This window comes from Luteimonas sp. A478 (genome assembly GCF_054052025.1).
Window position 1 is genome coordinate 92,623 of sequence record NZ_JBSVRF010000006.1, and the last position, 24,947, is coordinate 117,569.

Genomic DNA, 24,947 nt, shown 5'->3' on the forward strand with positions numbered 1-24,947 from the left:
CATCCCCTCACCTTCCGGTGTCCCGGCATCCTCGCAACGTCGCGCGGGCTGTGCAAGCCGGAGGCTGGGCGCAAATACTCCCGACGCTATTGGCGTTCGCACTCTGCACGCTGCTCGGCGCCGCCGGGAATGCAGCCGGACAAGTGCGCACCTACGCACTGGATCCGGTGCACACGCGGGTGATGGTGGCGGTCGATCACGCGGGTTTCTCGCGTGCCCTGGCCACCGTTTCCGGCAGCACCGGCACCCTGCGGTTTGATCCGGACGACTGGGAGAGCGCGCGCCTGGAGGCCCGGGTCCCGCTGCAGCGGCTGGACCTTGGTAATGCGGACTGGAACCGCGCCGCCCTGGCATCGGGGCTGCTGGATGCGGGGACACACCCGGAGGCGGTATTCACCTCCCGCAGCGTGGAACCGCTCAGCGACACCCGGGCACGTATCCACGGCGAGCTGACCCTGCGCGGCGTGACGCGGCCGGTCACCCTTGAGGCCACGTTGAACGCGCTCAAGCGCCACCCGATGCCGCCGTTCCGGCGCACCGCCGGATTCTCCGCAGTGGGCATGCTCAGCCGCGCCGACTTCGGCATCAGCGCCTGGCCGGGCGTGATCGGCGACCTGGTCGAGCTGCGGATCGAAGTGGAAGCGGTGCACGCACCGGACGCCACCTTTACCGAAGAAGAGGCATTGCCATGAGTCTGAAAAACACCCGCGAACGATGGGGCGGCGTGAGTCAGGCACTCCACTGGCTGGTGGCCCTTCTGATCCTGCTTCAGGGTCCGCTGGGCATAGTGATGGCTTCCCTGCCCAACAGTCCCGACAAGATCCGCCTTTACGCGCTGCACAAGTCGATCGGCCTGACCATCCTTGCCCTGGCGACGTTGCGGCTGTGCTGGCGTCTGTATGCCGGCGCCCCGGCAGCGCTGGCAGACGTGCCGGGCTGGCAGCAGGCAGCCGCTCGGCTCTCACACCGGTTGCTGTACGCGCTGCTGTTCGCGATCCCGCTCAGCGGCTGGCTGTTCAATTCGGCCGCCGGTTTTCCGATGCAGTGGTTCGGCCTGTTCAACCTGCCTGCCATTGCCAGCGCGGATCCGGCGCTGCGCGAATTTGCCGGCAACCTGCACCTGTGGCTGTTCTGGCTGCTGGTTGCGGTCACCCTGGTGCACGCGGCTGCGGCCCTCCATCATCACCTCATCGCAGGTCATCCCACGTTGGCGCGCATGCTTCCGCGTGGCTGGCTGCATTCCCCCGACCCGCTCGACGAGAAAAATCCGAATGCGTAGCTCCATGCTGCTGATCGCCCTGGCGCTGTGCGCCCTTCCGGCGGCCGCTACCGACTGGGCCCAAGCCCCAGGATCGAGCCTGGTGTTTGCCGGCACCTACCAGGGCGAAGTTTTCAATGGCCACTTCCCGGGTTTCCAGACCCGGCTGCGCTTTGATCCCGCCGACCCGGCGGCGGGCCGGCTGGAAGTGGACATCCCCATGTCGGGCGTGACCACCGGCAATCCCGATTACGACGGGGAGATGCGCGGCCCCGCCTTCTTCGACATCAAGCGCTATGCGCGGGCCCGCTACATTGCCGAAGGGTTCCGTGCGCTTGAGGACGGACGCTACGCGGCCGATGGCAGGCTTGAACTGCGCGGCACCAGCCAGCCGGTCACCCTCACCTTTACCTGGCAGGACGGCGAGCATCCGACGCTCTCCGGCCGGGCCACGGTGGAGCGCCTGGCTTTCGGCATCGGCGACGGCATGTGGGCGGATACCTCGGTAATCCCTGCGGAAATCGCCATCAGCACCCGCGTGGTATTCCGCCCAGCCCGCTGATCGCCAGCCAGCCCAGGCCGCCGCGCGGGTGAAATCCCGCCGCGCTACCGCCCGGCTGCAATGAATGCCCTGACGGCGTCTGCGTCGAACGGCCAATCAAGTTCCCGCCCGTCAGGGCCGCTGCGCAGCACCGGCACCCGGATCCCGTACCGCGCCTCGAGCGCCGGATCATCATCGATCCACACGGTTTCGAAATCCGGCGCGCGCGCCTGCGCCAGCACATGCAGCGCCTCATCGCACAGGGGACACTCATCACGCTGGTACAGGACCAGGACTGGAACGGACTGCTGCATCGGGCCACCGGAAATAGCCTGCGGGGCCGCGTAGAATAGCCGCATGGCAGTCAGCACATTCGACCTTTACAAGATCGGCGTCGGGCCGAGTTCCTCCCATACCGTCGGGCCGATGCGTGCAGCCGCGCGCTTCGTCGACCGCTGGCTGGTCCAGGCCGGCCGGCTGGATGACGTGGCCCGCGTGCGCGCCGAGGTATTCGGCTCGCTGGCCCTCACCGGCCGCGGCCACGGGACCGACAAGGCGGTCATGATGGGCCTGGAAGGCCACATGCCGAACCTGATCGACCCGGACATCATCACCCCGGCAACCGAGCGGATCCGCAGCGAGTCCCGGATCCAGCTGGCAGGTCGCCACGAGATCGCGTTCGAGGAAAAGCGCGACCTGCTGATGAACAAGCGGCAGAAGCTGCCTTACCACACCAACGGCATGCGCTTTGCTGCCTATGACGCCCAGGGCAACGAGATTGCCAGCCGCGATTACTACTCGGTCGGCGGCGGTTTCGTGGTCAACCAGGACGAAGCGGCCGAAGACCGCATCGTTGCCGACACCACCGCGGTGCCGCACCCGTTCTCCAGCGGTGACGAGCTGCTGGCGCGGGCCCGGGAAACCGGGCTGTCGATTGCACAGATGATGTTCGAGAACGAGCAGTGCTGGCGCACTGAAGACGAGATCCGCGACGGTCTGCGCGAACTGTGGGCTGCCATGCAGTCGTGCGTGCAGCGCGGAATCCAGCAGGGCGGCACCCTGCCCGGCGGCCTCAATGTCACCCGCCGCGCCTCGGCCATGTACGCCGAACTCTCGGCCCGTCCCGAGGCCGCACTGCGCGACCCGCTGACCACGCTGGACTGGGTCAACCTGTACGCGCTGGCGGTCAACGAGGAAAACGCCGCCGGTGGACGCGTGGTGACCGCTCCCACCAACGGCGCGGCCGGGATCATCCCCGCGGTGCTGCACTACTACGACCGCTTCTGCCCCGGCGCGAACGAACAGGGCGTGTTCGACTTCCTGCTCACCGCCGCCGCGGTTGGCATCCTCTACAAGGAAAACGCCTCCATCTCCGGCGCTGAGGTCGGCTGCCAGGGAGAGGTGGGCGTGGCCTGTTCAATGGCTGCCGCCGGGCTGACCGCAGCGCTGGGCGGCACCCCGATCCAGATCGAGAACGCGGCCGAGATCGGCATGGAGCACAACCTCGGCCTGACCTGCGACCCGATCGGCGGCCTGGTGCAGATCCCGTGCATCGAGCGCAACGCCATGGGGTCGGTCAAGGCGATCAACGCCTCGCGCATTGCCTTCCGCGGCGACGGCACGCACAAGGTCAGCCTGGACAAGGTGATCAAGACCATGCGCGAGACCGGGCTGGACATGAAGGACAAGTACAAGGAAACCTCGCGCGGCGGACTGGCGGTCAACGTCATCGAGTGCTGACCGCGCGGATGTTCCGGTGCGGTTCGCCGATCAGGACGGGCGACGCACGATCCGCAACACATCATCCAGCAGCGCGGCCGCGGTGACCGCGCCACCGGCGCCCGGCCCCCGGATCACCAACGGCTGGTCGCGATAGCGGCAGCTGGTGATCGCCACAAGGTTGTCGGTGCCCCCGCCAGCACACAGCGGATGGCTGGCGGGCAGTTCGCGCAATCCCACCGTCGCTCCTTCCGCATCCACCCGACCAATGAAGCGCAGTTTCGCGTCCGCGCTGTGCGCTGCACGCAGCATTGTGGCCAACGACTCGTCCAGGGTGGGCAGCAGGCCATCCACCTCCGGCCCCGTCGCCGCAACCAGCGCATCGGACAACAGGGACTCAACCCGTACCTCGTGCGCCTGCAGCGGCAATCCGGCCGCGCGCGCCAGGATCAACAGCTTGCGGCGCACGTCCTCTCCGGACAGATCCAAGCGCGGATCAGGCTCGGTGTAGCCGCCGTCCCGCGCCTCGCGCACCAGCTGCGAGAACGGGCGCGTACCGTCGTAGCGGTCAAACAGCCAGGCCAACGACCCCGACAGCACGCCTTCCACGGCGTGGATCCGGTCGCCCCCGGCCGCCAGTTCGCGGATGGAACGCAGCACCGGCAGCCCCGCGCCGACTGTTGCGCTGTCCCCGTAGGCGGCCCCATAGCCGCTGCGGGCGGCAGCAATTGCCTGCGCCCGGGCCAGGTCCGCCCCTGCGCCCAGCTTGTTGGCCGTAACCACGTGCACGCCACGCGCCAGCCATTCGGCATGCCAGCCGGCGACGACATCACTGGCGGTGGCATCCACCATCACGTCGCCCGGCCGCAGGCTTTCCGCCTCCACCCACGGCGCCCATCCTCCCGTACCCGCAGGCGCGGCCCGGATGTCTTCCAGCGCCTGCAGCGGATCCTCACCACCTGGAACCAGCGCGCGCGAATTGCACAGCCAGGCGATGTCCGGCAACGGGACGCCCTGGTGTCGCAGCCGGTCCCAGCGGGCAACAAGCGCAGCGCCCACGGTTCCCGTACCAAGCAATGCCAGCCGCGGCGCCGGGGCCGGATGGCGCCTGGCGCGGCCCGTCCGCGCCAGCGGGACCACCGCGCCCCAGCCCGGATCGCAGTCGATCCCCGCCCGTACCGCACAGGTGGCAGGAGCCTGGACGGCGGGCCGGCCGGCAACATCGTGATCAACGCGGCTCATGCGGCGCGCTCCTGTGCGGACAGCGCTGCGCGCAGGATCGCATCAACCCTTGCATGCTCCTTCAGGAACGCGTCGTGGCCGTAGGACGAGCGCAATATGCGCAGCCGTCCAGGCACCGCCAGGCCCTCCACCAGCGCCACCGAATCCTCCAGCGGTGCCAGCCAGTCTCCCTCCACCGCCACCACGGTGGTCGGCACCGTGATGGCCGACGGGTCCACACGGTGCAGATCGATTGATTCGGACAGGCGCAGCCATGCCGTCACCGACGTGCGCGACACGAAGCGGGCGCCGGCGGCATCCAGATAGTCTTCGGCGGCCACCCGCACCCGGCCATTGATGATCTCCGGCGGGGCATCGAAGCGCTTGGCGAATTCTTCCGGGGTGCGGTAGCTCAACATCGCGAACTGGCGCGCCAGCCCCAGCCCCTGCGCATCTGAACACTGCAACTCACCCAGCCCCACCGCACGGCGCTGCAGCGCGCGCCACGCCGCGGCATAGGGGTGGGCGCGATGGGCGCCACTCACCGCCACCAGCTGCTGTAACCGGTCCGCGTGCCGCGCAGCGAACTGCAGCCCCACCAGCGCCCCGTAGGAGTAGCCGACGAAGGCTTGCACACGCCCGATCCCCAGCCCGGCAAGCAGCGCGGCGGCGGCGTCTGCCTGGTCGGCCGTGTCGATCGGCGCGTCCAGCCGGCCGTCGGCGCCAACGAAATCAAACGCGAGGATCCGGCAGCGCGCCGGGTCCAGCGCGCGATCTGCTCCAACCAGGCCGTCCAGCCAGCCGCGTTCGGGGAAGGCGGCGCTGGCGGCCACGTGGCGATGCGCGGAAATGCCGCCAGCCACCAGCACCACCGGCGCATCCACCGCCCCCTGGCTCTCCCAGGCCACGGTCAGCCGGCGGCGGCCCGCGTGCCGCATCTGCAGCTCCACTGTCAGCTCGCCGCGCGCCGCTGGAACGGGCGCACCGGCAGCCGTGCCGGGTGATGTGAATGGAATATTGGGAACAGCAACCGCAGTTTCGAACAGGCTCATGACGCATCCGCCTCGGAGGGAAAGAGGCCATCGATGCATGCGGGAAGCCGGGAAGGATGTCGCCACTGGCGCGGTCACGCGCGGTGCCCTCGACAGCCATCTTCCGGTGGACGCAACAGGTCCCCGCAGGACTTGGCACCTTTCCCCTTGGTGCGCACGGCGCCCCGCAAGGTGGTTGCCCCGGCATCAAAGGGCCTGTCCCTCCGCCGGTCTCGATGGATGCAGGCATCCTGCCGGGCACGAGCCAACCTGTCAATCCCTTCATCGCGATAGAGCGATGAACTACGCCGGATGTCGAAGCCATTCCGAAACCAGCGGGGCTTCGCCATAATCCGGCAATGACGAACCCCCGCATCCTGCTCGCGCTGCTGGCCAGCGCCTTCGCCGCATCCTGCGCCACCCTCCCCGAGCCCTCCAATCGCGCCTCGGCCCACCCGGTCAGCGGCCATGCGGCGGTTAGCGTTGAGGTGACGGAGAGCTTTGTCAGCGCAGCTTCGCCGGATGACGAGCTGGACTCACTGGCTACGTGGACCGCCCCGGACGGGCAGGTGCTGGTGATCGCCACCGCCAAGTCCAGCCATCGCCTGGCGGTGTACGACGGCGCCACTGGCGAACGCCTGCGGGAAGCCGGCGGCAAGGGCAGCGCACCGGGACAGTTCAACCGGCCCAACGGCATCATCGTCTACGCCGACCTGGTGTTTGTCACCGAACGCGATGCGCCGCGGGTGCAGGTGCTGGCATTGCCCGGCCTGGAGCCAGTCGGCAGCTTCGGTGAGGACATTTTGCGCAGCCCATACGGGATCTGGCTGCATGAAACCGCGCCGGGCGAACTGGAGGTCTATGTGACCGACAGCTTCATGTACGGCAAAGACTTCAGCGAGGTGCCGCCGCTGCACGAACTGGACCAGCGAGTGCGCCGCTTCCGCCTGCAACTGGCCGACGGCGGCGGTATCGACGCCTCCTACCTGGGTTCGTTCGGTGACACCAGCCAGGCCGGCGCGCTGCGCATTGTTGAATCACTCTGGGGCGATCCGGCCCATGACCGGTTGCTGGTGGCCGATGAGGACCGGCGCCATGTCTCCACCCTGCGCGAATACACCCTGGACGGCCGCTACACCGGCAGGAGCATGCCGGGCAGCTTCGCCGGCGAAGCCGAAGGGGTGGTGCTGTGGGACTGCAGCCCGGACGAAGGCTACTGGATCGCGGTGGATCAGCTGGTGCCGTACTCCCTGTTCCACGTCCATGACCGCGTCAACCTGGACCATCGCGGCAGTTTCCGCGGCCGGATCACCGCCAATACGGACGGCATCGCCCTGCATCTTGCGCCGACGGCGCGGTTTCCCGCCGGGGTGATGTATGCGGTCCACGATGACCGTTCGGTCAGCGCGTTCGACCTGGGCCACGTGGTCCAGGCCCTGGACCTGGACCACGCCTGCCTGCACTGACCCATGTCCTGCCACGCCATCGTCCGGGCCTGCGCAACCGGCCTTCTGTTACTGCTGGTTGCGGCCGGTGCAACCGCCCAGGAGATACGTGGGCAGGAGCCGTCCCGCATCGCACGCCTGCATCTGGAGTCCGCTGAAGGCGGCCTGCTGGCCTGGGCCGAGAACCTGCTGGCCGGACCGATCGAGGTGATGCTGCATGGCGACGGCCATCCCTCCATGGCACACCCCGCCCTGCCCGCCCGGGCGACGGTGCCGGCGTACGGGCGGGTCCTGGTGTCGCGGATCGGAGCGGCCGGTGCCGCGGGCGCGCGCTTCCGGCTGGAAGCGGTGCCCGGTCATCCAAGCACCCGTCCCCGGGACGTGGAATATGCCTGGCCCCTGGCCAGCGTGCCGCTGCGCATCACCCAGGGCTGGGGCGGCGGATTCAGCCACGCAGACGCCGGCAACCGGCACGCAGTGGATTTCGCCACGCCGGTAGGCATCCCGGTGCTGGCAGCGCGCGACGGCACGGTGATGCAGGTCGAGTCGGGTTTCTCCGCCGCCACCCTGGATCCACACTTGGACGGACTCGCCAACCAGGTACGCATCCTCCACGAGGACGGCACCATGGCCCTGTACGCGCACCTGGATGCCAATGGCGTCTTCGTACGCCCCGGGCAGCGGGTCCGCCGCGGCCAGCGCCTGGGCCTGTCCGGCAATACCGGTTTCAGCGCCGGCCCGCACCTGCACTTCGTGGTCCAGGTCAACCGTGGCATGCGCCTGGAGTCCATCCCGTTCCGCATGTTCGGGCCCGGTGGCGTCCTGCGGTTCCACGATCCCGGCCCCGGCGCGGAATAACCGCGGCCAGTCCCGGCGGGACCGCAGCTAAGCCACGGATCTGGGCGCGTCCTGCTCCAGCATTGCCTGCCATTGCGGCAGTCGATCGCGCACGCCCACGGACTGCAGGTAAGCCTCGTCCACCGACTCATCCGAGACCAGAGCCGCTGCAACGTGCACTGCCCCGGCTACCCAGAACCCCGCCGCGCGCAGGCGCCGCGGCTCCCGATGGAAAGCCACCGCTTCGACGATCGGCATCGGCAGGCCCCACAGGCCCAGCAGATACGCTCCCGCGGCCGGATATTCCGGTGCTGCGGCGCCCTCCTCCGGCGGTGGCAGCAGGCGCCCGATCTCGGCCAGCAACCCGGCCGTGGCGGCCAGCTCTGCACTGGGACCTGCCAGCAGCCGGGCCGCCAGGCGAGAAGTGCGCAATGCGCGCTCTTGCATTGCCTCCCGCTCAACCGCTGACAGGCCCCCGGCACTCCCAAACGCCTCGGTGGCCAGCACCACCTGGTGCACGGTCTGCAGCCCAAGACGGGTCACCGCCGAACGGATGTCGATAATTTCGCGCCCTGCCGAGAAGTAGGCGGAGTTGCACAGTCTGAGCACGCGCGCGGCCAGCGCCGGATCCTGCGACAGCTCGTCGGCGATCCGGGTCAATGCCACGTCCGGATCTCGCATCAACCGTGCCAACTGGAAGTACATGCGCGGGGCCGCAGGCAACGAATCCACGGAACCTACGTACTGTTTGATTTGCTTGTTGTCCAGCAGTTCGCGCAGTTCACTGATGCCTTCCACAGCATCGATCAGCTCGTTGGCGTCCAACGGCTTCCGCAGCACCCGGTGGGCGCCCTCCAACAGGTCCATCCCTCCTGCTTCCTGTCCCTGCTCCAGCAGCAGGACGCGTACTGCCTCCGGATAGCGCTGGCGTAGCGTGGCCAGATCGCGCCTCCAACCCGCATCAGGTGCCAGGCCACTCACCAGCACGTCCACGTCCGGGAAGACGCCAGCCACACCTGGGGCTGCAATGGTGTCCACGCTCCAAGCCAGGCCGAACTCGGCGAGCGACTGCTTCAACCCCGTCGCCGCAGCCGGATCCGAACCAATGATGACTATCCGCACCGTTTGTTTCTCCAAATGTCACGGGGGGTGACGCCCACCACCTGTAAACATTAGCGGCTACGGACCGCCCGTCTTGATAGGCAGGACAATGACCCGGATCACAATTCGCGAACGTCTATAATCGCGCCCTTCCTTTCTGTATCCAGGCGCGGGCGCGCCGACCCCATGTCCGAAGTCTCCAAACAGGCGCAACGCCGCCGCACATTCGCGATCATTTCGCACCCCGACGCCGGCAAGACCACCTTGACCGAAAAGCTGCTGCTGTTCGGCGGCGCGATCCAGATGGCTGGTGCGGTCAAGGGGCGCAAGGCGGCCCGCCACGCCACCAGCGACTGGATGAAGCTGGAGCAGGAGCGTGGCATTTCGGTGACCAGCTCGGTCATGCAGTTTCCTTACCAGGACCACGTGGTCAACCTGCTCGATACCCCCGGGCACGCCGACTTCGGCGAGGACACCTACCGCGTGCTGACCGCGGTGGATTCGGCGCTGATGGTGATCGACGTGGCCCGCGGCGTGGAGGAGCGCACCATCAAGCTGATGGAGGTGTGCCGCATGCGCGACACGCCGATCATGACCTTCATCAACAAGCTCGACCGCGAAGGCCGCGAGCCGATCGAGCTGCTGGACGAAGTGGAAGATGTGCTGGGGATCCAGTGTGCCCCGGTGACCTGGCCGATCGGCATGGGCACGCGCCTGAAGGGCGTGGTGCACCTGCTCAGCGGCGAAGTGCACCTGTACGAAAGCGGGCGCAAGTTCACCCGCCAGGACTCCACCATCCTGCCTTCGATCGATGACCCGGAGCTGGAGAAACGGATCGGCGCCCAGGCGCTGGCCGAGCTGCGCGACGAGCTGGAGCTGGTGCAGGGCGCCAGCCATTCCTTCGATCTGGAGGAATACCGGGCCGCCCGCCAGACGCCGGTGTTTTTCGGTTCGGCGGTGAACAACTTCGGCGTGCAGCCGCTGCTGGACTTCTTCGTCCGCCATGCCCCGTCGCCGCAGCCCCGCCCCACCACCGGCCGCGAAGTGGAGCCGGCGGAAAGCCAGCTCACCGGCTTCGTGTTCAAGATCCAGGCCAACATGGATCCGCAACACCGCGACCGGGTTGCGTTCATGCGCGTGTGTTCAGGCCGCTTCCATGCCGGCATGAAGACGTTCCACGTGCGCAGCGGCAAGGACATGAAGCTGGCCAACGCGCTGACCTTCATGGCCAGCGACCGCGAGATCGCCGCCGAAGCCTATCCGGGCGATGTGATCGGCATCCACAACCACGGCACCATCTCGATCGGCGACACCTTTACCGAAGGCGAGGCGCTGTCGTTCACCGGCATTCCCAGCTTCGCGCCGGAACTGTTCCGCCGCGCCCGACTGCGTGATCCGCTTCGGCTCAAGCAGCTGCAAAAGGGCCTGGCCCAGCTGTCGGAAGAAGGCGCCACCCAGTTCTTCCGCCCGCTGATGGGCAACGACCTGATCCTGGGCGCGGTGGGCGTGCTGCAGTTCGACGTGGCCGCCTACCGGCTCAAGGCCGAGTACGGCGTGGACGCGATCTTTGAACAGGTCGGCGTGGTGACCACCCGCTGGGTGCACTGCGACGACGAGCGCAAGCTGGAGGAGTTCCGCGACAGGAACGCCGTCAACCTGGGCATCGATGCAGCCGGCGAGCTGGTCTACCTGGCACCCTCACGGGTCAACCTGCAGCTGGCCCAGGAGCGCTGGCCGGACATCAGCTTCGACGCCACCCGCGAACACGCCCACGTCCCCGCGGAATGATCGCAGGTCCGACGATGATCACCGCCCCCATGTCCCCACGTCAGCAGCGTGAGGAATTCGCCAGCGCCCTGACCCATGGCATCGCCGCGACTGCGGCCGTGATCGCCGGCACTGTGCTGATCAGCCTCGCCGCAATTCACGGCGATGGCTGGCAACTGGGCGCGGCCATCGTTTTTTCCGCCAGCCTGCTGCTGCTCTACTTGGCCTCCACGCTCTACCACTCGTTCCGGCAGCCGGTACTCAAGCGGCGGCTGAAGGTGTTTGACCACTGCGCGATCTACCTGCTGATCGCCGGCACCTATACCCCCTTCACCCTGATCGGGCTGCGCGGACCGTGGGGCTGGGGGCTGTTTGCAACCATCTGGACGCTGGCCCTGGCCGGAGTGGTGTTCAAGCTGTTTTTCACCGGGCGTTTCAAGCGCCTGTCCACCCTGATCTACGTGGCCATGGGCTGGATGGTGCTGGTGGCGATCAAGCCGGTGATGGAAGCGCTGGACGGCTGGACCCTGGGCTGGATGGTCGCCGGCGGGCTGTTCTACACCCTGGGCACGGTGTTCTACCACCGCGAGTCCATCCCCTACTCCCACGCGATCTGGCACCTGTTCTGCATTGGCGGCAGCCTTTGCCACTACGTGGCCGTGATGGCCCAGGTGGTCACACCGCTATAAACCCGCGCCGTAATGAAGCGGCGCAGTATGATCGGACTTCATCGCACTGCATGAATGTGGACCCCATGAACGCCTTCCGCCTGCTGATCCCCGCCTGCCTGCTGCTGGCCGCCTGCCAGGCACAGACGCCCCCGCCCGCCGCATCAGTGGAGCCCGCCCCCGATCCCGCCCGGGAAGCCGCACTGGCCGCAGATGGCGACATCGTAGCCAGCTACGCCTGCGCGGAAGGCAACCAGGTGGAACTGGTCCGCGAAGGACGCGTAGCCCGCCTCGCGCTCAGCGACGGGCGCATCATCCGGCTGGGTGAGATGGCTGGCAGCCAGCCGCGCACCTGGTCCGACGTGGGACTGCGCTTCATCATCGATGGCGATTTCGTCGAGCTGAGCCAGTCCAACGGCGAGCGCAACCTGGCCTGCGAACCCGCCGGATAACGCCCGGCGGCGCTGAACCGCCGACAACACATTCACTCCGGTTATACCGGCCCGCGCGGATGGTGGTGGCGTTTCCACACCGATCCCGCCATGCCCGCACCCTCCCGCCACCGGCAGCAGGCGGCCCTTGCCGCCATCGCCCGCCATCCTTGGCGCACCGCGCTCGCCGCGGTCGCGATAGCGTTGGTGGTACTGGCGCTGGTGTGGGATTGGAACTGGTTCAAGGGTCCGCTTGAGCGCGCGGTGGAGGCGCGCACCGGCCGCAGCTTCGATATTGGCGGCGATCTGGATGTGGATGTCGGCAGCACGGTCACAATCAGCGCCGGCGCCCTGCGGCTGGGCAATGCGGAATGGTCAGCCGAACCGGAGATGGCCCGCGCCGATCGCGCCCTGATCCGCCTGCACCTGCCCTCGCTGCTGCGGCGGCAGACGCGGATCCCCGCGATCGAACTGGTCAACCCGCGGCTGCGCCTGGAACTCGGCGCGCAAGGCGGCAACTGGAACCTGTTCGAGTCATCGGGGGATGGCACACCGGCCCGCATCGAAAGGCTGTGGATCGAAGGCGGCGAGCTGCTGTTCCTGCACCCGGCCGATGACACCCGCATCGAGGTGTCCCTGGAAAGCCAGGAATCGGCGCGCGCCGAGACCGCCCCGCCGGTGGCAATCGCAGGCAGCGGCCAGTGGCGTGGCAATGACTTCAGCCTTGAAGGGCGCATCGCCTCGTTGCTGGATCTGCAGCAGCAGGAGACACAGCCCGGTTACGGAATCGATCTGGAGGCCGAAGCCGGCCGTACCCGGGCCCATGCCCGCGGCGTGTTGTTCAATCCTTTCCAGCTGCAGCGCTTCGATCTGCAGATGGCACTGTCGGGCGCCAACCTGGCCGATCTGTATCCGCTGCTGGGCGTGGCCCTGCCCGACACCCCGCCGTACACCCTGGATGGCCGCCTTGGCCGCGATGCAAACATGTGGACATATCGCGAATTCAGCGGCGAGGTAGGCGACAGTGACCTGGCCGGCGAAGTCGCCGTCACGGTGGGCGGAGACCGTCCGCATTTCTCGGCGGACCTGGTGTCGGAGATGCTTGATTTCGATGACCTGGCGGGGTTGGTCGGCGCGGCCCCGGACAGCGGTCCGGACGACACCACCAATCCCGAGCTCCAGGCCCGCGCCGAGCAGCGCGCAGCCGCTGGCAAAGTATTGCCGGATACACCCTATGAACTGGACAAGCTGCGGGCAATGGACGCCGACGTGCGTCTGCGCGCCAGCCGCATTGAATCCCCCGTGTTGCCATTGGACGAGATGGACGCGCACCTCGTCCTGGAAGACGGCCTGCTCACCCTGCAGCCGCTCACCTTTGGCATGGCCGGCGGCAGGATCGACTCCGGCATACGCATGGATGCGCGCGGGGAAACCATCCAGACCCGGTTGGATGCGAGCGTCAGCGGCATGGAGCTGGAGCAGCTGTTCCCGACCCCGGAAATTGCCCGTGACGCGCTGGGATCCATCGGCGGGGAGATTTCGCTCACCGGCACCGGCAACTCGGTGGCCCGCATGCTCGGCAGCGCCGACGGCAACGTGGCGCTGGGCATGGGCAGCGGCCAGATCAGCAACCTGATCCTGGAGCTGGCCGGGATCGACATCTTCGAAGCATTGCGCTTCCTCATCACCGGCGATCGCCTGGTGCCGGTACGCTGCGCGTTCGCCGATTTTGCGGTGCAGGATGGCGTCATGCAGGCCCGGGCACTGGCTTTCGACACCACCGATACGCTGATCGTTGGCGAGGGCAGCATCGATCTTGGCGAGGAAACCCTGGATCTGGAGCTGCGTCCGCGGCCCAAGGACCGCAGCCTGCTCAGCCTGCGCTCACCGCTGGTCATCGATGGCACGTTCGCCGACCCGGGCTTCCGTCCCGACATGGGGCGGCTGGGCATACGCGGCGCGATCGCCCTGGCCCTGACCAGCATCGCCCCGCCCGCCGCCCTGCTGGCCACGCTGGAACTGGGCCCGGGCGAAGACGCCGGCTGCGGCGGCGAATACGCGGAATAACCGGCCGTACAGGCCCGGCGATCCGCGATCAGCCGGAGATGTAGCTGTGCAGCTGCTCCAGCTCGATCTGCTGATCCTCGATCACCGCCTTGACCAGATCGCCGATCGACACCAGACCCAGCACCGTACCGCCGGCATCGACCACCGGCAGGTGGCGGATACGCTGGCGGGTCACGATTTCCATGCAGTGCGGCACGTGGTCATCCAGACCCACCGTGGTCACTTCGCGGGTCATGATTTCCCGCACCGGCGTGGTTTTGGATGACAGGCCTTCCAGCACCACCTTTCGTGCGTAGTCACGCTCCGAAAGCATCCCTTCCAGGGCGCCTGCACGCATTACCAGCAAGGAGCCGACCCGCTTCTGCGCCATGAGCCTGATCGCATCGATAACCGCCGCGTCGGGATCGATGGCAAACACTTCATGCCCCTTCACCTCCAGCAGATGCCTGACCGTTCGCATCGTGCACTCCTCCGGTTGACTGGGTTGCGCCCCACTGTACCCGTTCCGCGGGAAGCCATGCATCAACCAGATACAGGGGCCGCTGCTTGGACTCCAGGTACAGCCTGCCCAGGTACTCGCCGATCATCCCCAGGGCGATCAGCTGGGTTCCGCCAAGAAACAGGATCACCGCCATCATCGTCGGCCAGCCGGCCACCGCATCCCCGTGGAGCAGCGCTTTGAAAATGATCCACACCCCGTAGCCGAAGGCCACCAGTGCAGTAACCAGTCCCACATACGTGGCCGCCCGCAGCGGCGCCGTGGAGAAGCTGGTCAACCCCTCCAAGGCGAAGTTCCACAGCCGCCAGATGCTGTATTTGCTGCGCCCTGCCGATCGCGACTGGCGCTCATAGGGAACGGCGATGCTGTTGAAGCCCACCCAGCCAAACAGCCCCTTCATGAAGCGGTGCCGCTCGCGCAGCTGCCGCAGCGCCGCCAAGGCGCGCGGTGACAGCAAGCGGAAATCGCCGGTATCCACCGGGATCGGCGTCTTCGACAGCCGCTGCATCACCCGGTAGAAGCCGTGCGCGGAGGCGCGTTTGAACCAGCCCTCGCCCTCGCGCACGGTGCGGGTGCCGTAGACGTCGTCATAGCCTTCCTGCCAGCGGGCGACGAACTCGGGCGCCATTTCCGGCGGATCCTGGCCATCGGCATCCAGGATCAGCGCCGCGCCCTCCTCCACCAGGTCCAGGCCGGCGGTCAGCGCCGCCTCCTTGCCGAAATTGCGCGACAACCGCAGCAGCGATACGCGCCGGTCACCGGATGCAATGCCCTGCAGCACCCTCCAGGTGCCATCGCTGCTGCCATCGTCCACGTACAGCACCCGACCGTGCACGCCATGCTCGCGCAGCAGCACATCCAGCATCGCGGCAATGCGCGGATGCAGCTGGGGCAGCGCCTCGGCCTCGTTCCAGGCCGCCACTACCATCGTCAACAGGTTCTTCGTCATGCCGCCATCCTAAACCGGCCGCTGCAGGCCCGGCACGATGCGTTGCCGTGGCCTGCTCAGCGCAGCTGTTCGAGATAGGCCTCGCCACCGATCTGACCCATCTGCCGCTGGATCTGGCCGGTACGCCGCTGCACGTAGGGGCCCGGGCTGGCCGCACTGTAACGCCCCGGATTGGGCAGGACGGCAGCCAGACGGGCGGCTTCCGCGCTCGAAAGCGCATCAGCGTCCTTGCCGAAGAACTCACGCGCCGCGGCCTGGGCGCCATAGACGCCGTCGCCGAATTCCGCCACGTTCACGTACATCTCCAGGATCCGCTGCTTGGGCCACAGCAATTCCATCAGCACCGTGTACCAGGCCTCCAGCCCCTTGCGCACCCAGCTGCGCCCACTCCACAGGAAAACGTTCTTTGCGGTCTGCTGGCTGATGGTGCTGGCTCCGCGCAGCCGCCCGCCGCGGGCACGCTCCTCGCGCGCCCGCTCGATCGCGTCCAGATCAAAGCCGCGATGGGCCGCGAAGTTCTGGTCCTCGGCCGCAATCATCGCCAGCGGCAGTGCCGGTGCTATCCATTCGAGATTGCGCCACTCACGGCGCAGGCGGAAATCGCGGTTGCCGTCCACCCAGGCCTGCACCTGATGCTCCACCATCACCATCGATACCGGCGGATCGACGAACCGCAGCACCAGCACCTGCAGCATGCTGAAGAGGGCAAGCGCCAGCGGGGCCAGCACCAGCCACCGCAGCCAGCGGCGTCCACGCCGACGCGCCCTCACTCCCGTCCTCCCGGCTTGTGCATCACCTCACCTGGCCCCATCTTCATCCGTCCGGCATTCATGGCCTCCATTATGGAATGGCCATCGTCACTTGCCAGCCACCTGCCCGCACACACCATATAGATATGAATACAGCCGCCGCCGACAGCGACCGCCTCACCCGATTCCTCCTGCCGCAGGCCGATGTACGCGGCGTGCGCGTCCACCTGCGCGATACCTGGGCCACCATCCGATCCCACGATGAGCACCTGCCTGGTGCCAGTGCCCTGCTGGGCCAGGCGGTGGCGGCCTCGGCGCTGTTCACCGCCCACGCCAAGATCGATGGCCGGCTGTCGGTACAGCTCAGCGGCCGCCAGCAGATCCGCACCCTGTTTGCCGAATGCACCTCTGCGGGCACCCTGCGCGGCATCCTGCGCGTGGCCGACTCCGAACAGCCGCTGCCGGACGATCTGCGCGACGCCGCGAGCGGCGCTACGCTGGCCATCACGATTGAAGGCCCTGGCATCGGCTCGCGCGAGCCCACCCGCTACCAGGGCCTGGTCGAGCTGTCGCAACCCACCCTGTCCGCGGCGTTCGAATCGTATTTCCGCCAGTCCGAGCAGCTCCCTACCCGGATCCTGCTGGCTGCCGATGGTCAGGCGGCCGCAGGTTTGATGCTGCAGCAGCTGCCCGGCTCGGATGGCGATGCCGACGGCTTCAATCGCGCCAGCGCCCTGCTCGAAACCCTGTCCCCGGCGGAACTGCTGGCTTGGGACAATGACACCCTGCTGCACCGCCTGTTCCACGAGGAAGCACCCGAGCTGATGGGCGAGCGAGCGCTGCGCTTCGGCTGCTCCTGCTCATACGAACGAGTGTCCGGCATGCTGCAGTCGCTGGGCGAAGCCGAAGCACAGGCGGCAGTGATCGACGGCCATGCCAGCGTCCGCTGTGAGTTCTGCGCCCAGACATACCGGTTCGAACCGGCGGATATTGACGCTTTGTTCACGGACGCGCGGGCATCAATGGAAGGCCCGGAGCGGCTGCAATGACGTTCCGGGCAGTGCTCGGGGATTGTTAAAGAAACATAAACACGATAAAGTCGGAGGCCCTCGCCAAGGAACTTCCGACTCCGCCGAAGGGTCGACTGTTCACGATGACACTGCGCCCTGCCAAGCTCGTGCTTTCAGCCCTGCTCGCCCTGGGCGCAGCAGCGGGCGCGCACGCCCAGGGCAGGGACGCGGGCGACCAGGCGGTTCTTCCGGTGTGGAACAACAGCGGCCAGATCGAAGCCCTGCTGGTGCTGGAACCCACCGATGAAGGTGCCAGGGCCGGAACCCGCTGGCGCTTTGGCGGCAACAGCCTGGACGCCATGTTCGGACTGGAATCCGGTGATTCGCTGGCCCTGCTGTGCAATCACCAGGGCGGCCTTGCCGCCCAGCTTGGCAACCTGGCCCACAACTGCTCGCTCGCATCGCTTGACGATGACGCGCCTGCCGGCCAGCGCAGCACCGCAACCGCCTCGTTCAACACCAGCTCCAGCCAGGTTGGCATCACCGTGGGTGACACCCAGGGCACCTTGCCCGCATGGCTGGCTCCGGGCGGCCGCGGCGCGGCGGGCCAGGTGGATGGCAACGACCTCACTGTGTTCGCCCAGAAGAACATCAGCGACCAGGGTTTTGTGTCCATTGCCGGCACCGTGGCCAAGGCACGCCTGATCCCCTATGCCCAGGCCCCCGTTGGCCTGACCGACCGCTGGGACAGCAAGAGCCTGAGCGTGGGCGGTGGCTACGGCAACTTCGGCGCCAGCGTCATCGGCCAGGTGATCGACACCCCGGGCCGTGAGCGCTTCGAAGGCGTTGGCCTCGGCCTGACCTGGCGTACTCCGTGGAGCGGCCAGCTCACCGTCGGCGCCGAAAACGTGATCACCCGGGGCAAGAACCCCTTCTCGCCGCGCGGCGAGAACGGCGAGGACGAGGGCACCATTCCCTACGTCCGCTACGAGCAGGACCTCTGAAATCTCCTGCTGTGCCGTGGCGGTTTACCGAAAACCGCACGATTTGTTAACGACACTTTAATTTCTCTCCAATGGGGGCTACTATCGGCCTCGGCCTTGCCGACTTTGGCATCTGTGTTGATGTCATCGGTGGGGTTCCCATGGGATTACCCAAGACACACTTGGAGAGAGAGATGACTTTGAAGACCACCAAGCTGCGCGACGCGATTACTTTCGCGCTCGTTGCCGGCGCAACCGCCGTCACCGGCACGGGCGTTGCATTCGCCCAGGACTCCGGTACGGAAGCAACCACCCTGGATCGCATCGAGGTCACTGGCTCGCGAATCAAGCGCGCCGAGATCGAAGGTGCCGTACCGGTCACCGTGATCGACCGTGCCCAGCTGGAAGCCACCGGTGACATCTCCGTCGCCGACTTCCTGCGCGACACCACTTTCAACTCGTTCGGTTCGTACCAGTCGAGCTCCGGCTCCTCGTGGGGCGGCTTCACCGGCGTGAGCATGCGTGGTCTGGGCGAAGGCCGCACGCTGATCCTGGTCGACGGCCGCCGCGCTCCGGTTGCCCCGATGCACGGTTCGGCACAGGACCTGAACACCATCCCGATGGCGGCTGTTGAGCGCATCGAGATCCTGTCCGACGGCGCATCCGCGGTCTACGGTTCGGACGCACTGGGCGGCGTGATCAACATCATCACCCGCAAGGACTTCGACGGCGTCGAAATCTCCTACGGCCAGGGCTTCCCGACCCGTCAGGGCGGTGACACCCAGGAAGGCCACGTGGTGTTCGGCACCGCCGGCGACCGCGGCCGCATCCTGGCTGGTGCTTCGTACAACAAGCGTGACGAGCTCTACACCCGCGACCGCGATTTCTGGATGACCACCCCGGGCGCATCGGTCTACTCGAACAACTTCTGGCGTCCGGGTGTCAACGACGACGGTTCGAACTTCTTCGACGGGCGCGCGGTGATGCGTGACCAGATCCACCCGACCTACGGCGCCGCCGTACCGGGCGACTGCATCGACGGCACCAACCTGTTCTACACCAGCGGCAGCGGCTACGGCACCACCTGTCAGTACAACCACACCATGGTGTCGGCCACCGCCACCAGCGTGGAGAACAAGTCGGCCTTCATCCGCGGCGACTACCAGATCAACGACGACTGGAGCACCTACTTCAACGCCACGATCTCCGGCTCGGAATCCTTCGGCCGCTACGCCCCGGTGCCCTCCAGCCCGTGGCCGGGTGGTGCGATCGTTCTTGAAGATGGCAGCCCGAACCACCCCGGCACCATCGGCGGGAACAACCCGTACGCAGCTGAGTACGCGCACCTGAACGGTGCACCGGTGTACCTGACCCACCGTTTCGCCGCCGCTGGCGCGCGTGACGGCCTGGTCGAGAACACCGTGTACGACTACATGCTGGGCTTTGAAGGCCGCGCAGGCATCTTCGACCTGGAGTTCGGCGTGCGCCGCTCCGAGTCGCGCGCAACCGACATGGGCCAGAACTACGTGGTTGGCGGCCTGGCACAGAACGCGATCGATAGCGGTGCGTACAACGTCTACGATCCGATGAATGCCGATCCGGCCGTGGTCAAGGGCTTCACCTCCACGATCCTGCGTGACCTGAAGACCACCAGCAAGGAGTTCTTCGCCAGCGCCGCATTCGACATGTTCGAGCTTCCGGGTGGCACCTCCGCCGCCGTGGTCGGTGGTGAGTACCGCGAAGATTACTACCAGGACAACTACGATCCGCTGTCCGAAGCAGGCCAGATCGTGGGTTCGGCCGGCAACTCGGCCTCCGGTAGCCGTGACCTGTCCGCCGCCTACGTCGAAATGCTGTTCCCGATCGTCGACGGCTTTGAAGTCAACGTTGCGGCGCGTCATGACCGTTACAGCGACTACGGCAGCGACACCTCGCCGAAGGTCTCGCTGCGCTGGCACCCGATCGACAGCCTGACCTTCCGCGCCTCGTGGGGCGAAGGCTTCCGCGCGCCGGCCCTGGACATCCTGTCCGCCCAGCCGTCGTTCAGCGCTTCGTACGTCACCCACCCGGCCACCTGTCTGTCGCAGGGCCTCTCCGCCACCTGTGAGACCCAGATCAACGAGTGGCGCATCGCCAATCCGAACCTGGAGTCCGAGCAGTCCGAGCAGTTCGGCCTGGGCGTGGTGTGGGATGCCACCGACTGGCTGAACATGTCGTTGGACTACTACGACATCGAGATCACCAACCAGATCGCGTTCATCGGTGCTGGCACCATGATCGCCTGTCTTGAGGGCACCGGCACCCTGTGCCCGAGCGATCTGGCCGAGCTGCCGGCTAACGCCGGACTGCCGAACCAGCAGCTGGGCCTGGGCGTGATCTTCGGGCCGGACGGTTCGGTGTTTGCGGCGCAGGCCGGCTACACCAACATCGGCATGATCGAGACGTCGGGTTACGACTTCAACCTGCGCACCAACTTTGACCTCAATGACTGGGGCACGATGCGCAACCACCTGACCGCCAGCTACGTTGCCGAGTACTCCAGCAACGGCGCGCAGAGCATCTCCGGTCGTCCGGGCTACCCGCGCATCCGCGCCGGCCTGAACAACCAGTGGAGCTTTGGCGACTTCTCGGCCACGTGGAACATCAACTACATCCACGGCACCCAGTCGACCGCGTTCCGTCAGTTCCGCGCTGGCAACAATGACTTCGGTCTGCCGCACAGCCTGCCGTCCTGGACCACCCACGACGTACAGGTGACCTACAAGGCACCGTGGAACGCCGACATCACCCTGGGCGTCAAGAACCTGGGTGACAAGGAAGCTGTGATTGATCCGTGGTACGAGGACTTCGACGATTACGTGTATCACACGTGGGGTCGCATCCCGTACTTCCGCTACACCCAGCGCTTCTGATCCACGCTGGTATCTGCAACACGGAGGGAGGTCTCGCAAGAGACCTCCCTTTTTTATGCGCCCTCGCCGGCATCGGCACCGCGCCTAGCCAGGTGGCGCCTGTTCGGACAGCGCGCGTTACTCGCTTAGACTGTGCTCCCGGGCATCGCCCGGCAGACCTTTCCCAAGCTTGGCGTAACCGTGATCAATCCCGCTGACAGCAATCCGGCAGACCGTGCGCAGGCATGGTCGGACTACTGGCGCCATGGTGCGCTGCATTCGTTGCCCACCTCCTACGCGGGCAATTACGAGGGTGCAATCAGGCAGTTCTGGGCGAATGTGCTCGCCGGGACACATGCCGGGCAGCGACTGCTGGATATCGGCACCGGCAACGGCGCATTGCCGCTGCTGGCGCTGGAGCTGCGCTCGGGCGAGTCGCCCCTGGTGGATGCCGTGGATATTGCTACCGTGGCACCGGACTGGCACAGCGCCCTGCCTGCTGCACAGCGCGACCGGATTCACTTCCACGGATCAATCCGCGCCGAACACCTGCCGTTTGCCGACGCCTGTTTCGACCTGGCTTGCAGCCAGTATGGTTTCGAGTACACCGATACCACCGCGGCCGGCATGGAAGCAGCGCGTGTACTCCGTCCCGGAGGCACGCTGGCCCTGGTGATGCACCACGCCGACTCGCAGCTGGCCGCTGTTGCAGCTGCGGAAGCATCCGGGGCGGCAACTTTATGCGCTCCCGACGGCCTGCTGGAGCTTGCGCAGGCGATGGTGCCGTGGATGGGCATGGCAGGTCGGGGCGAGCTGGAGCAGTTGCGGGCTTCGGTCCAGGCGACGGAGGACCGGGAACGCTTCAATACACTTGCCCAGGAGCTGGCAACACGATCCCGATCCGAAGGCGGCCTGCTGGCGGAGGCGCTGCAGCGGGTCTTCGGACTCATGCAGGCATTGCAGCAGGGCCAGGTGGACACGGACACCGCCACGTCCCACCTCGCCAGCTATGAGGATCAGCTGCGCCAGGCACGGCTGCGCAGCGATGAGCTCTGCCATCATGCGCTGGATGATGAAGGAATGAGCCGGCTGCGGGAGAAGCTGGAAGCCTCCGGCTTCCGCGACATGGATCCAGGCCTGGTGCACCACCAGGACATGCTGATGGGTTGGACCCTGCGCGCCACCCGCGCCTGAGCACGGGCAGCGCTGGAAGGTCAGCCTTTCGCGAGGCTGGTCAGTTGGGCGGGCGCGCGCTCGCCCAACTCCCCGAAGTAACTGGAGATGGCTTTGAACTCGTCCGCCCAGCCGTCCTGGTCGATCGCAAACAGTTCGGCGTGGCTGACTTCCAGACCTTCGAAATTGATGTCCTGCCCGTCGGGAACCAGACCGACCCGGGTTTCCACCGCGCCGGCATCCCCATCCACCCGGCCGATGATCCACTCCAGCACGCGCAGATTGTCACCAAAGCCCGGCCACATGAAACGGCCGTCGGCGTCCTTGCGGAACCAGTTGACATGGAAGATCCCCGGCAGCTTTGCCCCCGGCTTGTCGAACGACAGCCAGTGGTTGAAGTAGTCGCCGAAGTGGTAGCCGCAGAACGGCTTCATCGCCATCGGATCGCGTCGCACCACGCCCACGGCGCCGGTGGCGGCGGCAGTGGTTTCAGAGGCCATGGCCGCGCCCACCATCACCCCGTGGGCCCAGTCGCGGGCCTGGAACACCAGCGGCACCAGTGAGGCACGGCGGCCGCCGAATACGATGGCCGAAATCGGCACGCCCTGCGGGTCCTCCGCATGCGGGGAGAAGGTGGGGCACTGGCTGGCGCTGACGGTGAAGCGCGCATTGGGGTGCGCGGCGGGGCCATTGGCGGGGTCGTACGGACGCCCCTGCCAGTCGAAGGCCGGCACGCGATCGTCCAGGCCCTCCCACCACGGCTGGTTGTCATCGGTGACCGCCACGTTGGTGAAGATGGTGTCGCGCTGGATCGAGGCCAGTGCGTTGGGGTTGGATTTGGCCGAGGTGCCCGGGGCCACGCCGAAGAAACCGGCTTCAGGATTGATCGCCCACAGCCGGCCGTCTTCACCGGGGTGCATCCAGGCGATGTCATCGCCCACCGTCCAAACCTTCCACCCATCCTGCCGGTAGCCTTCCGGCGGGATCAGCATGGCCAGGTTGGTCTTGCCGCAGGCGCTGGGGAAGGCGGCGGCGATGTAGTGCGTCTCGCCCTGCGGGTTCTCGATGCCCACGATCAGCATGTGCTCGGCGAGCCAGCCTTCCTGGCGTGCCTGCCAGGAGGCGATGCGCAGGGCGTGGCACTTCTTGCCCAGCAGCGCGTTGCCGCCGTAGCCGGAGCCGTAGGACTTGATCGCCAGCTCCTCGGGGAAATGCATGATGTAGCGGCGCTCCGGATCCAGCTCTCCGGTGGAGTGCAGGCCCTTTACGAACGGCTTGCCCTGGGCACCCTCGCGCTCGATCCGCTCCAGCGCAGCCGCGCCCATGCGGGTCATCAGGCGCATGTTGGCCACTACGTATGGCGAGTCGGTGATTTCCACCCCGCAGCGGGCCAGCGGTGAATCCACCGGACCCATGCAGTACGGGACCACATACAGGGTGCGGCCCTGCATGCAGCCTTCAAACAGCGCATCGAGTTTGGCGTGGGCCTCGTCCGGGGCCATCCAGTGGTTGTTCGGACCGGCATCTTCGCGCTCACGGCTGCAGACGAAGGTCAGGTGTTCCACCCGCGCCACGTCGTCCGGGTCGGACCGGTGCAGCCAGCAGCCTGGGTGTGTATCCGGGTTGAGCGGCAGCAGGGTGCCATCGGCTTGCATGGCCTCCAGCAGCGCCTGGTACTCGGCATCGCTGCCATCGCACCAGTGGATGGCATCCGGGCGCGTCAATGCGGCAACCTGCGCCACCCACTCGTTGAGCGCGGCAAGCGCGCTGGCGTTTGCAGGCATGGCCTGCGGGCTGGGAACTGCGTTCATCGAACCTCCGGAAAGCGGCACTGCTCCGCCCAACGGCGGAAAAGCGGCCAGTTTAGCCGCTGCGACCGGAGCTGGCCCCGCTGCAGCGCAACATTGCGCTGCGCTCAGACCGGGATCAGGGTTTCCATGACGTGGCCGATGTATTCCTCGTAGGTCTCGTGATCCAGCCGCGACTGCGGCAGCTGCGAGGAGAGCTGCAGGAAACCGACGTAGGCGCTGTAGGCCAGCCGCGCCCGGTGCTTCGCCTTGGACTGCGCAAAGCCGACCTGGCAGAACGCACTGGTCAGGTACTGCAGCCGGCGCTCGGACACGCGACCGATCACCGGCTGCACGATCGGATGGTCCAGCGCCTGCAGCAGCGCGCTGTAGATGACGTGCGACTGTATCTCCACCGCCACCATCTGGATCAGGTTGCGCAGCCGTTCGTGCGGATCGGTGATGCGCTCAAGCGCACCAAACAGGGCCTCCTGCTCCACGCTCTCCCAGCGCTCCAGCGCTGCCTGGAGCAGCGCATCGCGGGATGGGAAGTGCCAGTAGAAGCTGCCCTTGGTCACCCCGAGCCGGCGGGCCAGGGGCTCCACGGCCACGGCGGCCACGCCCTGCTCGGCGATCAGGTCGAGGGCGGCCTGGGCCCAATCATCGGTGCTCAATCGGGCATTGCGCTCCCGCGACTTTGATTTCGGCGCCTTGCCGGGAGCTGTTTTTTCCATGACGGCAGTGTATCCATACGCTGCCGTCTCGTCATGCGCACGCGGCTCCGTACCGCGCGATTGACACGGCCTGGCGGCATTCCCAT

Annotated in this window: 23 protein-coding genes and 1 riboswitch; of the genes, 14 read left to right on the plus strand and 9 right to left on the minus strand. The window is 66.9% G+C overall.

Annotated elements, in window-relative coordinates; all coding sequences use genetic code 11:
* Positions 1 to 74: 74 nt before the first annotated feature.
* Genes ACW7G3_RS12200 through ACW7G3_RS12210 form a run of 3 tightly spaced genes read left to right on the plus strand, consistent with a single transcriptional unit; the run spans position 75 to position 1,820 of the window.
* Complete coding sequence (locus tag ACW7G3_RS12200; protein WP_456983145.1) at positions 75 to 692, plus strand: YceI family protein; 618 nt, start codon at positions 75 to 77, stop codon at positions 690 to 692.
* The gene (locus ACW7G3_RS12205; protein WP_456975061.1) at positions 689 to 1,279 is read left to right on the plus strand and encodes a cytochrome b; all 591 of its coding nucleotides are present in this window, start codon (positions 689 to 691) and stop codon (positions 1,277 to 1,279) included. The genes ACW7G3_RS12200 and ACW7G3_RS12205 overlap by 4 nt, the downstream gene beginning before the upstream one ends.
* Positions 1,272 to 1,820 carry a YceI family protein gene (locus ACW7G3_RS12210; RefSeq protein WP_456983031.1) on the plus strand — a complete coding sequence of 183 codons (549 nt, stop codon included), beginning with the start codon at positions 1,272 to 1,274 and terminating at the stop codon, positions 1,818 to 1,820. Before ACW7G3_RS12205 ends, ACW7G3_RS12210 begins: the two co-directional genes overlap by 8 nt.
* A gap of 44 nt (positions 1,821 to 1,864) precedes the next feature.
* Here the strand turns inward: ACW7G3_RS12210 and ACW7G3_RS12215 are convergent, their stop codons facing one another.
* Positions 1,865 to 2,113: a glutaredoxin family protein gene (locus tag ACW7G3_RS12215; protein WP_456983146.1), complete on the minus strand. Its 249-nt coding sequence runs from the start codon at positions 2,111 to 2,113 to the stop codon at positions 1,865 to 1,867.
* A gap of 43 nt (positions 2,114 to 2,156) precedes the next feature.
* Between ACW7G3_RS12215 and ACW7G3_RS12220 the strand changes: the two genes are divergently transcribed.
* Positions 2,157 to 3,539: an L-serine ammonia-lyase gene (locus ACW7G3_RS12220; protein ID WP_456983032.1), complete on the plus strand. Its 1,383-nt coding sequence runs from the start codon at positions 2,157 to 2,159 to the stop codon at positions 3,537 to 3,539.
* A 30-nt stretch (positions 3,540 to 3,569) separates the two neighbouring features.
* Here the strand turns inward: ACW7G3_RS12220 and ACW7G3_RS12225 are convergent, their stop codons facing one another.
* Both ACW7G3_RS12225 and metX read right to left on the minus strand, forming a co-directional pair.
* Positions 3,570 to 4,595 (minus strand): homoserine dehydrogenase, encoded by a 1,026-nt coding sequence (locus tag ACW7G3_RS12225; RefSeq protein ID WP_456983147.1) that lies wholly within the window; start codon positions 4,593 to 4,595, stop codon positions 3,570 to 3,572.
* 161 nt (positions 4,596 to 4,756) lie between these two features.
* Positions 4,757 to 5,791 (minus strand): homoserine O-succinyltransferase MetX, encoded by a 1,035-nt coding sequence (gene metX, locus ACW7G3_RS12230; RefSeq protein WP_456983034.1) that lies wholly within the window; start codon positions 5,789 to 5,791, stop codon positions 4,757 to 4,759.
* A gap of 93 nt (positions 5,792 to 5,884) precedes the next feature.
* Positions 5,885 to 6,013: riboswitch (SAM riboswitch) on the minus strand.
* Positions 6,014 to 6,129: 116 nt separating this feature from the next.
* On the opposite strand from metX, the gene ACW7G3_RS12235 reads away from it, so the two are divergent.
* Both ACW7G3_RS12235 and ACW7G3_RS12240 read left to right on the plus strand, forming a co-directional pair.
* A complete protein-coding gene (locus tag ACW7G3_RS12235; RefSeq protein ID WP_456983035.1) occupies positions 6,130 to 7,236 on the plus strand; it encodes a phytase in 1,107 nt (368 codons plus the stop codon).
* 3 nt (positions 7,237 to 7,239) lie between these two features.
* Positions 7,240 to 8,073, plus strand: a complete 834-nt coding sequence (locus ACW7G3_RS12240) for a M23 family metallopeptidase (RefSeq protein WP_456983037.1) — start codon at positions 7,240 to 7,242, stop codon at positions 8,071 to 8,073.
* A gap of 27 nt (positions 8,074 to 8,100) precedes the next feature.
* On the opposite strand, the gene ACW7G3_RS12245 is transcribed toward ACW7G3_RS12240, so the two are convergent.
* Complete coding sequence (locus ACW7G3_RS12245; protein WP_456983039.1) at positions 8,101 to 9,174, minus strand: HDOD domain-containing protein; 1,074 nt, start codon at positions 9,172 to 9,174, stop codon at positions 8,101 to 8,103.
* 165 nt (positions 9,175 to 9,339) lie between these two features.
* On the opposite strand from ACW7G3_RS12245, the gene ACW7G3_RS12250 reads away from it, so the two are divergent.
* The 4 genes from ACW7G3_RS12250 (at position 9,340) to ACW7G3_RS12265 (ending at position 14,086) form a co-directional block, all read left to right on the plus strand.
* Positions 9,340 to 10,941 (plus strand): peptide chain release factor 3, encoded by a 1,602-nt coding sequence (locus ACW7G3_RS12250; RefSeq protein WP_456983040.1) that lies wholly within the window; start codon positions 9,340 to 9,342, stop codon positions 10,939 to 10,941.
* A 17-nt stretch (positions 10,942 to 10,958) separates the two neighbouring features.
* On the plus strand, positions 10,959 to 11,609 hold the full coding sequence (gene trhA, locus ACW7G3_RS12255; RefSeq protein WP_456983148.1) for a PAQR family membrane homeostasis protein TrhA: 651 nt from the start codon (positions 10,959 to 10,961) through the stop codon (positions 11,607 to 11,609).
* A gap of 65 nt (positions 11,610 to 11,674) precedes the next feature.
* Complete coding sequence (locus tag ACW7G3_RS12260) at positions 11,675 to 12,040, plus strand: hypothetical protein (protein WP_456983042.1); 366 nt, start codon at positions 11,675 to 11,677, stop codon at positions 12,038 to 12,040.
* 90 nt (positions 12,041 to 12,130) lie between these two features.
* Positions 12,131 to 14,086 (plus strand): AsmA family protein, encoded by a 1,956-nt coding sequence (locus tag ACW7G3_RS12265; protein ID WP_456983044.1) that lies wholly within the window; start codon positions 12,131 to 12,133, stop codon positions 14,084 to 14,086.
* Between the two features lie 28 nt (positions 14,087 to 14,114).
* Here ACW7G3_RS12265 and ACW7G3_RS12270 read toward each other — a convergent pair whose 3' ends face one another.
* The 3 genes from ACW7G3_RS12270 to mtgA are packed head-to-tail and all read right to left on the minus strand — an operon-like array spanning position 14,115 to position 16,304.
* Positions 14,115 to 14,546 (minus strand): CBS domain-containing protein, encoded by a 432-nt coding sequence (locus ACW7G3_RS12270; protein WP_456975081.1) that lies wholly within the window; start codon positions 14,544 to 14,546, stop codon positions 14,115 to 14,117.
* A complete protein-coding gene (locus ACW7G3_RS12275) occupies positions 14,506 to 15,534 on the minus strand; it encodes a glycosyltransferase family 2 protein (protein WP_456983046.1) in 1,029 nt (342 codons plus the stop codon). The genes ACW7G3_RS12270 and ACW7G3_RS12275 overlap by 41 nt, the downstream gene beginning before the upstream one ends.
* Positions 15,535 to 15,590: 56 nt before the next feature.
* Complete coding sequence (mtgA, locus tag ACW7G3_RS12280) at positions 15,591 to 16,304, minus strand: monofunctional biosynthetic peptidoglycan transglycosylase (protein WP_456983048.1); 714 nt, start codon at positions 16,302 to 16,304, stop codon at positions 15,591 to 15,593.
* A gap of 125 nt (positions 16,305 to 16,429) precedes the next feature.
* Here mtgA and hslO point away from each other — a divergent pair, with 125 nt between their 5' ends.
* The 4 genes from hslO (at position 16,430) to ACW7G3_RS12300 (ending at position 22,361) form a co-directional block, all read left to right on the plus strand.
* On the plus strand, positions 16,430 to 17,332 hold the full coding sequence (hslO, locus tag ACW7G3_RS12285) for an Hsp33 family molecular chaperone HslO (protein WP_456983050.1): 903 nt from the start codon (positions 16,430 to 16,432) through the stop codon (positions 17,330 to 17,332).
* Positions 17,333 to 17,472: 140 nt separating this feature from the next.
* Positions 17,473 to 18,297: an XOO1806 family protein gene (locus ACW7G3_RS12290; protein ID WP_456983150.1), complete on the plus strand. Its 825-nt coding sequence runs from the start codon at positions 17,473 to 17,475 to the stop codon at positions 18,295 to 18,297.
* A 173-nt stretch (positions 18,298 to 18,470) separates the two neighbouring features.
* The gene (locus ACW7G3_RS12295) at positions 18,471 to 21,188 is read left to right on the plus strand and encodes a TonB-dependent receptor plug domain-containing protein (protein WP_456983052.1); all 2,718 of its coding nucleotides are present in this window, start codon (positions 18,471 to 18,473) and stop codon (positions 21,186 to 21,188) included.
* 180 nt (positions 21,189 to 21,368) lie between these two features.
* Entirely contained in the window at positions 21,369 to 22,361 is a 993-nt protein-coding gene (locus ACW7G3_RS12300; protein ID WP_456983054.1) for a class I SAM-dependent methyltransferase, read from the plus strand.
* A gap of 20 nt (positions 22,362 to 22,381) precedes the next feature.
* On the opposite strand, the gene ACW7G3_RS12305 is transcribed toward ACW7G3_RS12300, so the two are convergent.
* Together ACW7G3_RS12305 and ACW7G3_RS12310 are read right to left on the minus strand one after the other, a co-directional pair.
* Positions 22,382 to 24,151: a phosphoenolpyruvate carboxykinase (GTP) gene (locus tag ACW7G3_RS12305; protein ID WP_456983056.1), complete on the minus strand. Its 1,770-nt coding sequence runs from the start codon at positions 24,149 to 24,151 to the stop codon at positions 22,382 to 22,384.
* A 104-nt stretch (positions 24,152 to 24,255) separates the two neighbouring features.
* Positions 24,256 to 24,861, minus strand: a complete 606-nt coding sequence (locus ACW7G3_RS12310) for a TetR/AcrR family transcriptional regulator (protein WP_456983058.1) — start codon at positions 24,859 to 24,861, stop codon at positions 24,256 to 24,258.
* Positions 24,862 to 24,947 lie beyond the last annotated feature (86 nt).

Bases quoted from the DNA above. Each gene is read 5' to 3' on its own strand.
- ACW7G3_RS12205 (WP_456975061.1), top strand. From the start codon at position 689: ATGAGTCTGAAAAACACCCGCGAACGATGGGGCGGCGTGAGTCAGGCA.
- ACW7G3_RS12210 (WP_456983031.1), top strand. From the start codon at position 1,272: ATGCGTAGCTCCATGCTGCTGATCGCCCTGGCGCTGTGCGCCCTTCCG.
- ACW7G3_RS12215 (WP_456983146.1), bottom strand. From the start codon at position 2,113: ATGCAGCAGTCCGTTCCAGTCCTGGTCCTGTACCAGCGTGATGAGTGT.
- ACW7G3_RS12220 (WP_456983032.1), top strand. From the start codon at position 2,157: ATGGCAGTCAGCACATTCGACCTTTACAAGATCGGCGTCGGGCCGAGT.
- metX (WP_456983034.1), bottom strand. From the start codon at position 5,791: ATGAGCCTGTTCGAAACTGCGGTTGCTGTTCCCAATATTCCATTCACA.
- ACW7G3_RS12235 (WP_456983035.1), top strand. From the start codon at position 6,130: ATGACGAACCCCCGCATCCTGCTCGCGCTGCTGGCCAGCGCCTTCGCC.
- ACW7G3_RS12240 (WP_456983037.1), top strand. From the start codon at position 7,240: ATGTCCTGCCACGCCATCGTCCGGGCCTGCGCAACCGGCCTTCTGTTA.
- ACW7G3_RS12250 (WP_456983040.1), top strand. From the start codon at position 9,340: ATGTCCGAAGTCTCCAAACAGGCGCAACGCCGCCGCACATTCGCGATC.
- ACW7G3_RS12260 (WP_456983042.1), top strand. From the start codon at position 11,675: ATGAACGCCTTCCGCCTGCTGATCCCCGCCTGCCTGCTGCTGGCCGCC.
- ACW7G3_RS12265 (WP_456983044.1), top strand. From the start codon at position 12,131: ATGCCCGCACCCTCCCGCCACCGGCAGCAGGCGGCCCTTGCCGCCATC.
- ACW7G3_RS12270 (WP_456975081.1), bottom strand. From the start codon at position 14,546: ATGCGAACGGTCAGGCATCTGCTGGAGGTGAAGGGGCATGAAGTGTTT.
- ACW7G3_RS12275 (WP_456983046.1), bottom strand. From the start codon at position 15,534: ATGACGAAGAACCTGTTGACGATGGTAGTGGCGGCCTGGAACGAGGCC.
- hslO (WP_456983050.1), top strand. From the start codon at position 16,430: ATGAATACAGCCGCCGCCGACAGCGACCGCCTCACCCGATTCCTCCTG.
- ACW7G3_RS12295 (WP_456983052.1), top strand. From the start codon at position 18,471: ATGACTTTGAAGACCACCAAGCTGCGCGACGCGATTACTTTCGCGCTC.
- ACW7G3_RS12305 (WP_456983056.1), bottom strand. From the start codon at position 24,151: ATGAACGCAGTTCCCAGCCCGCAGGCCATGCCTGCAAACGCCAGCGCG.
- ACW7G3_RS12310 (WP_456983058.1), bottom strand. From the start codon at position 24,861: ATGGAAAAAACAGCTCCCGGCAAGGCGCCGAAATCAAAGTCGCGGGAG.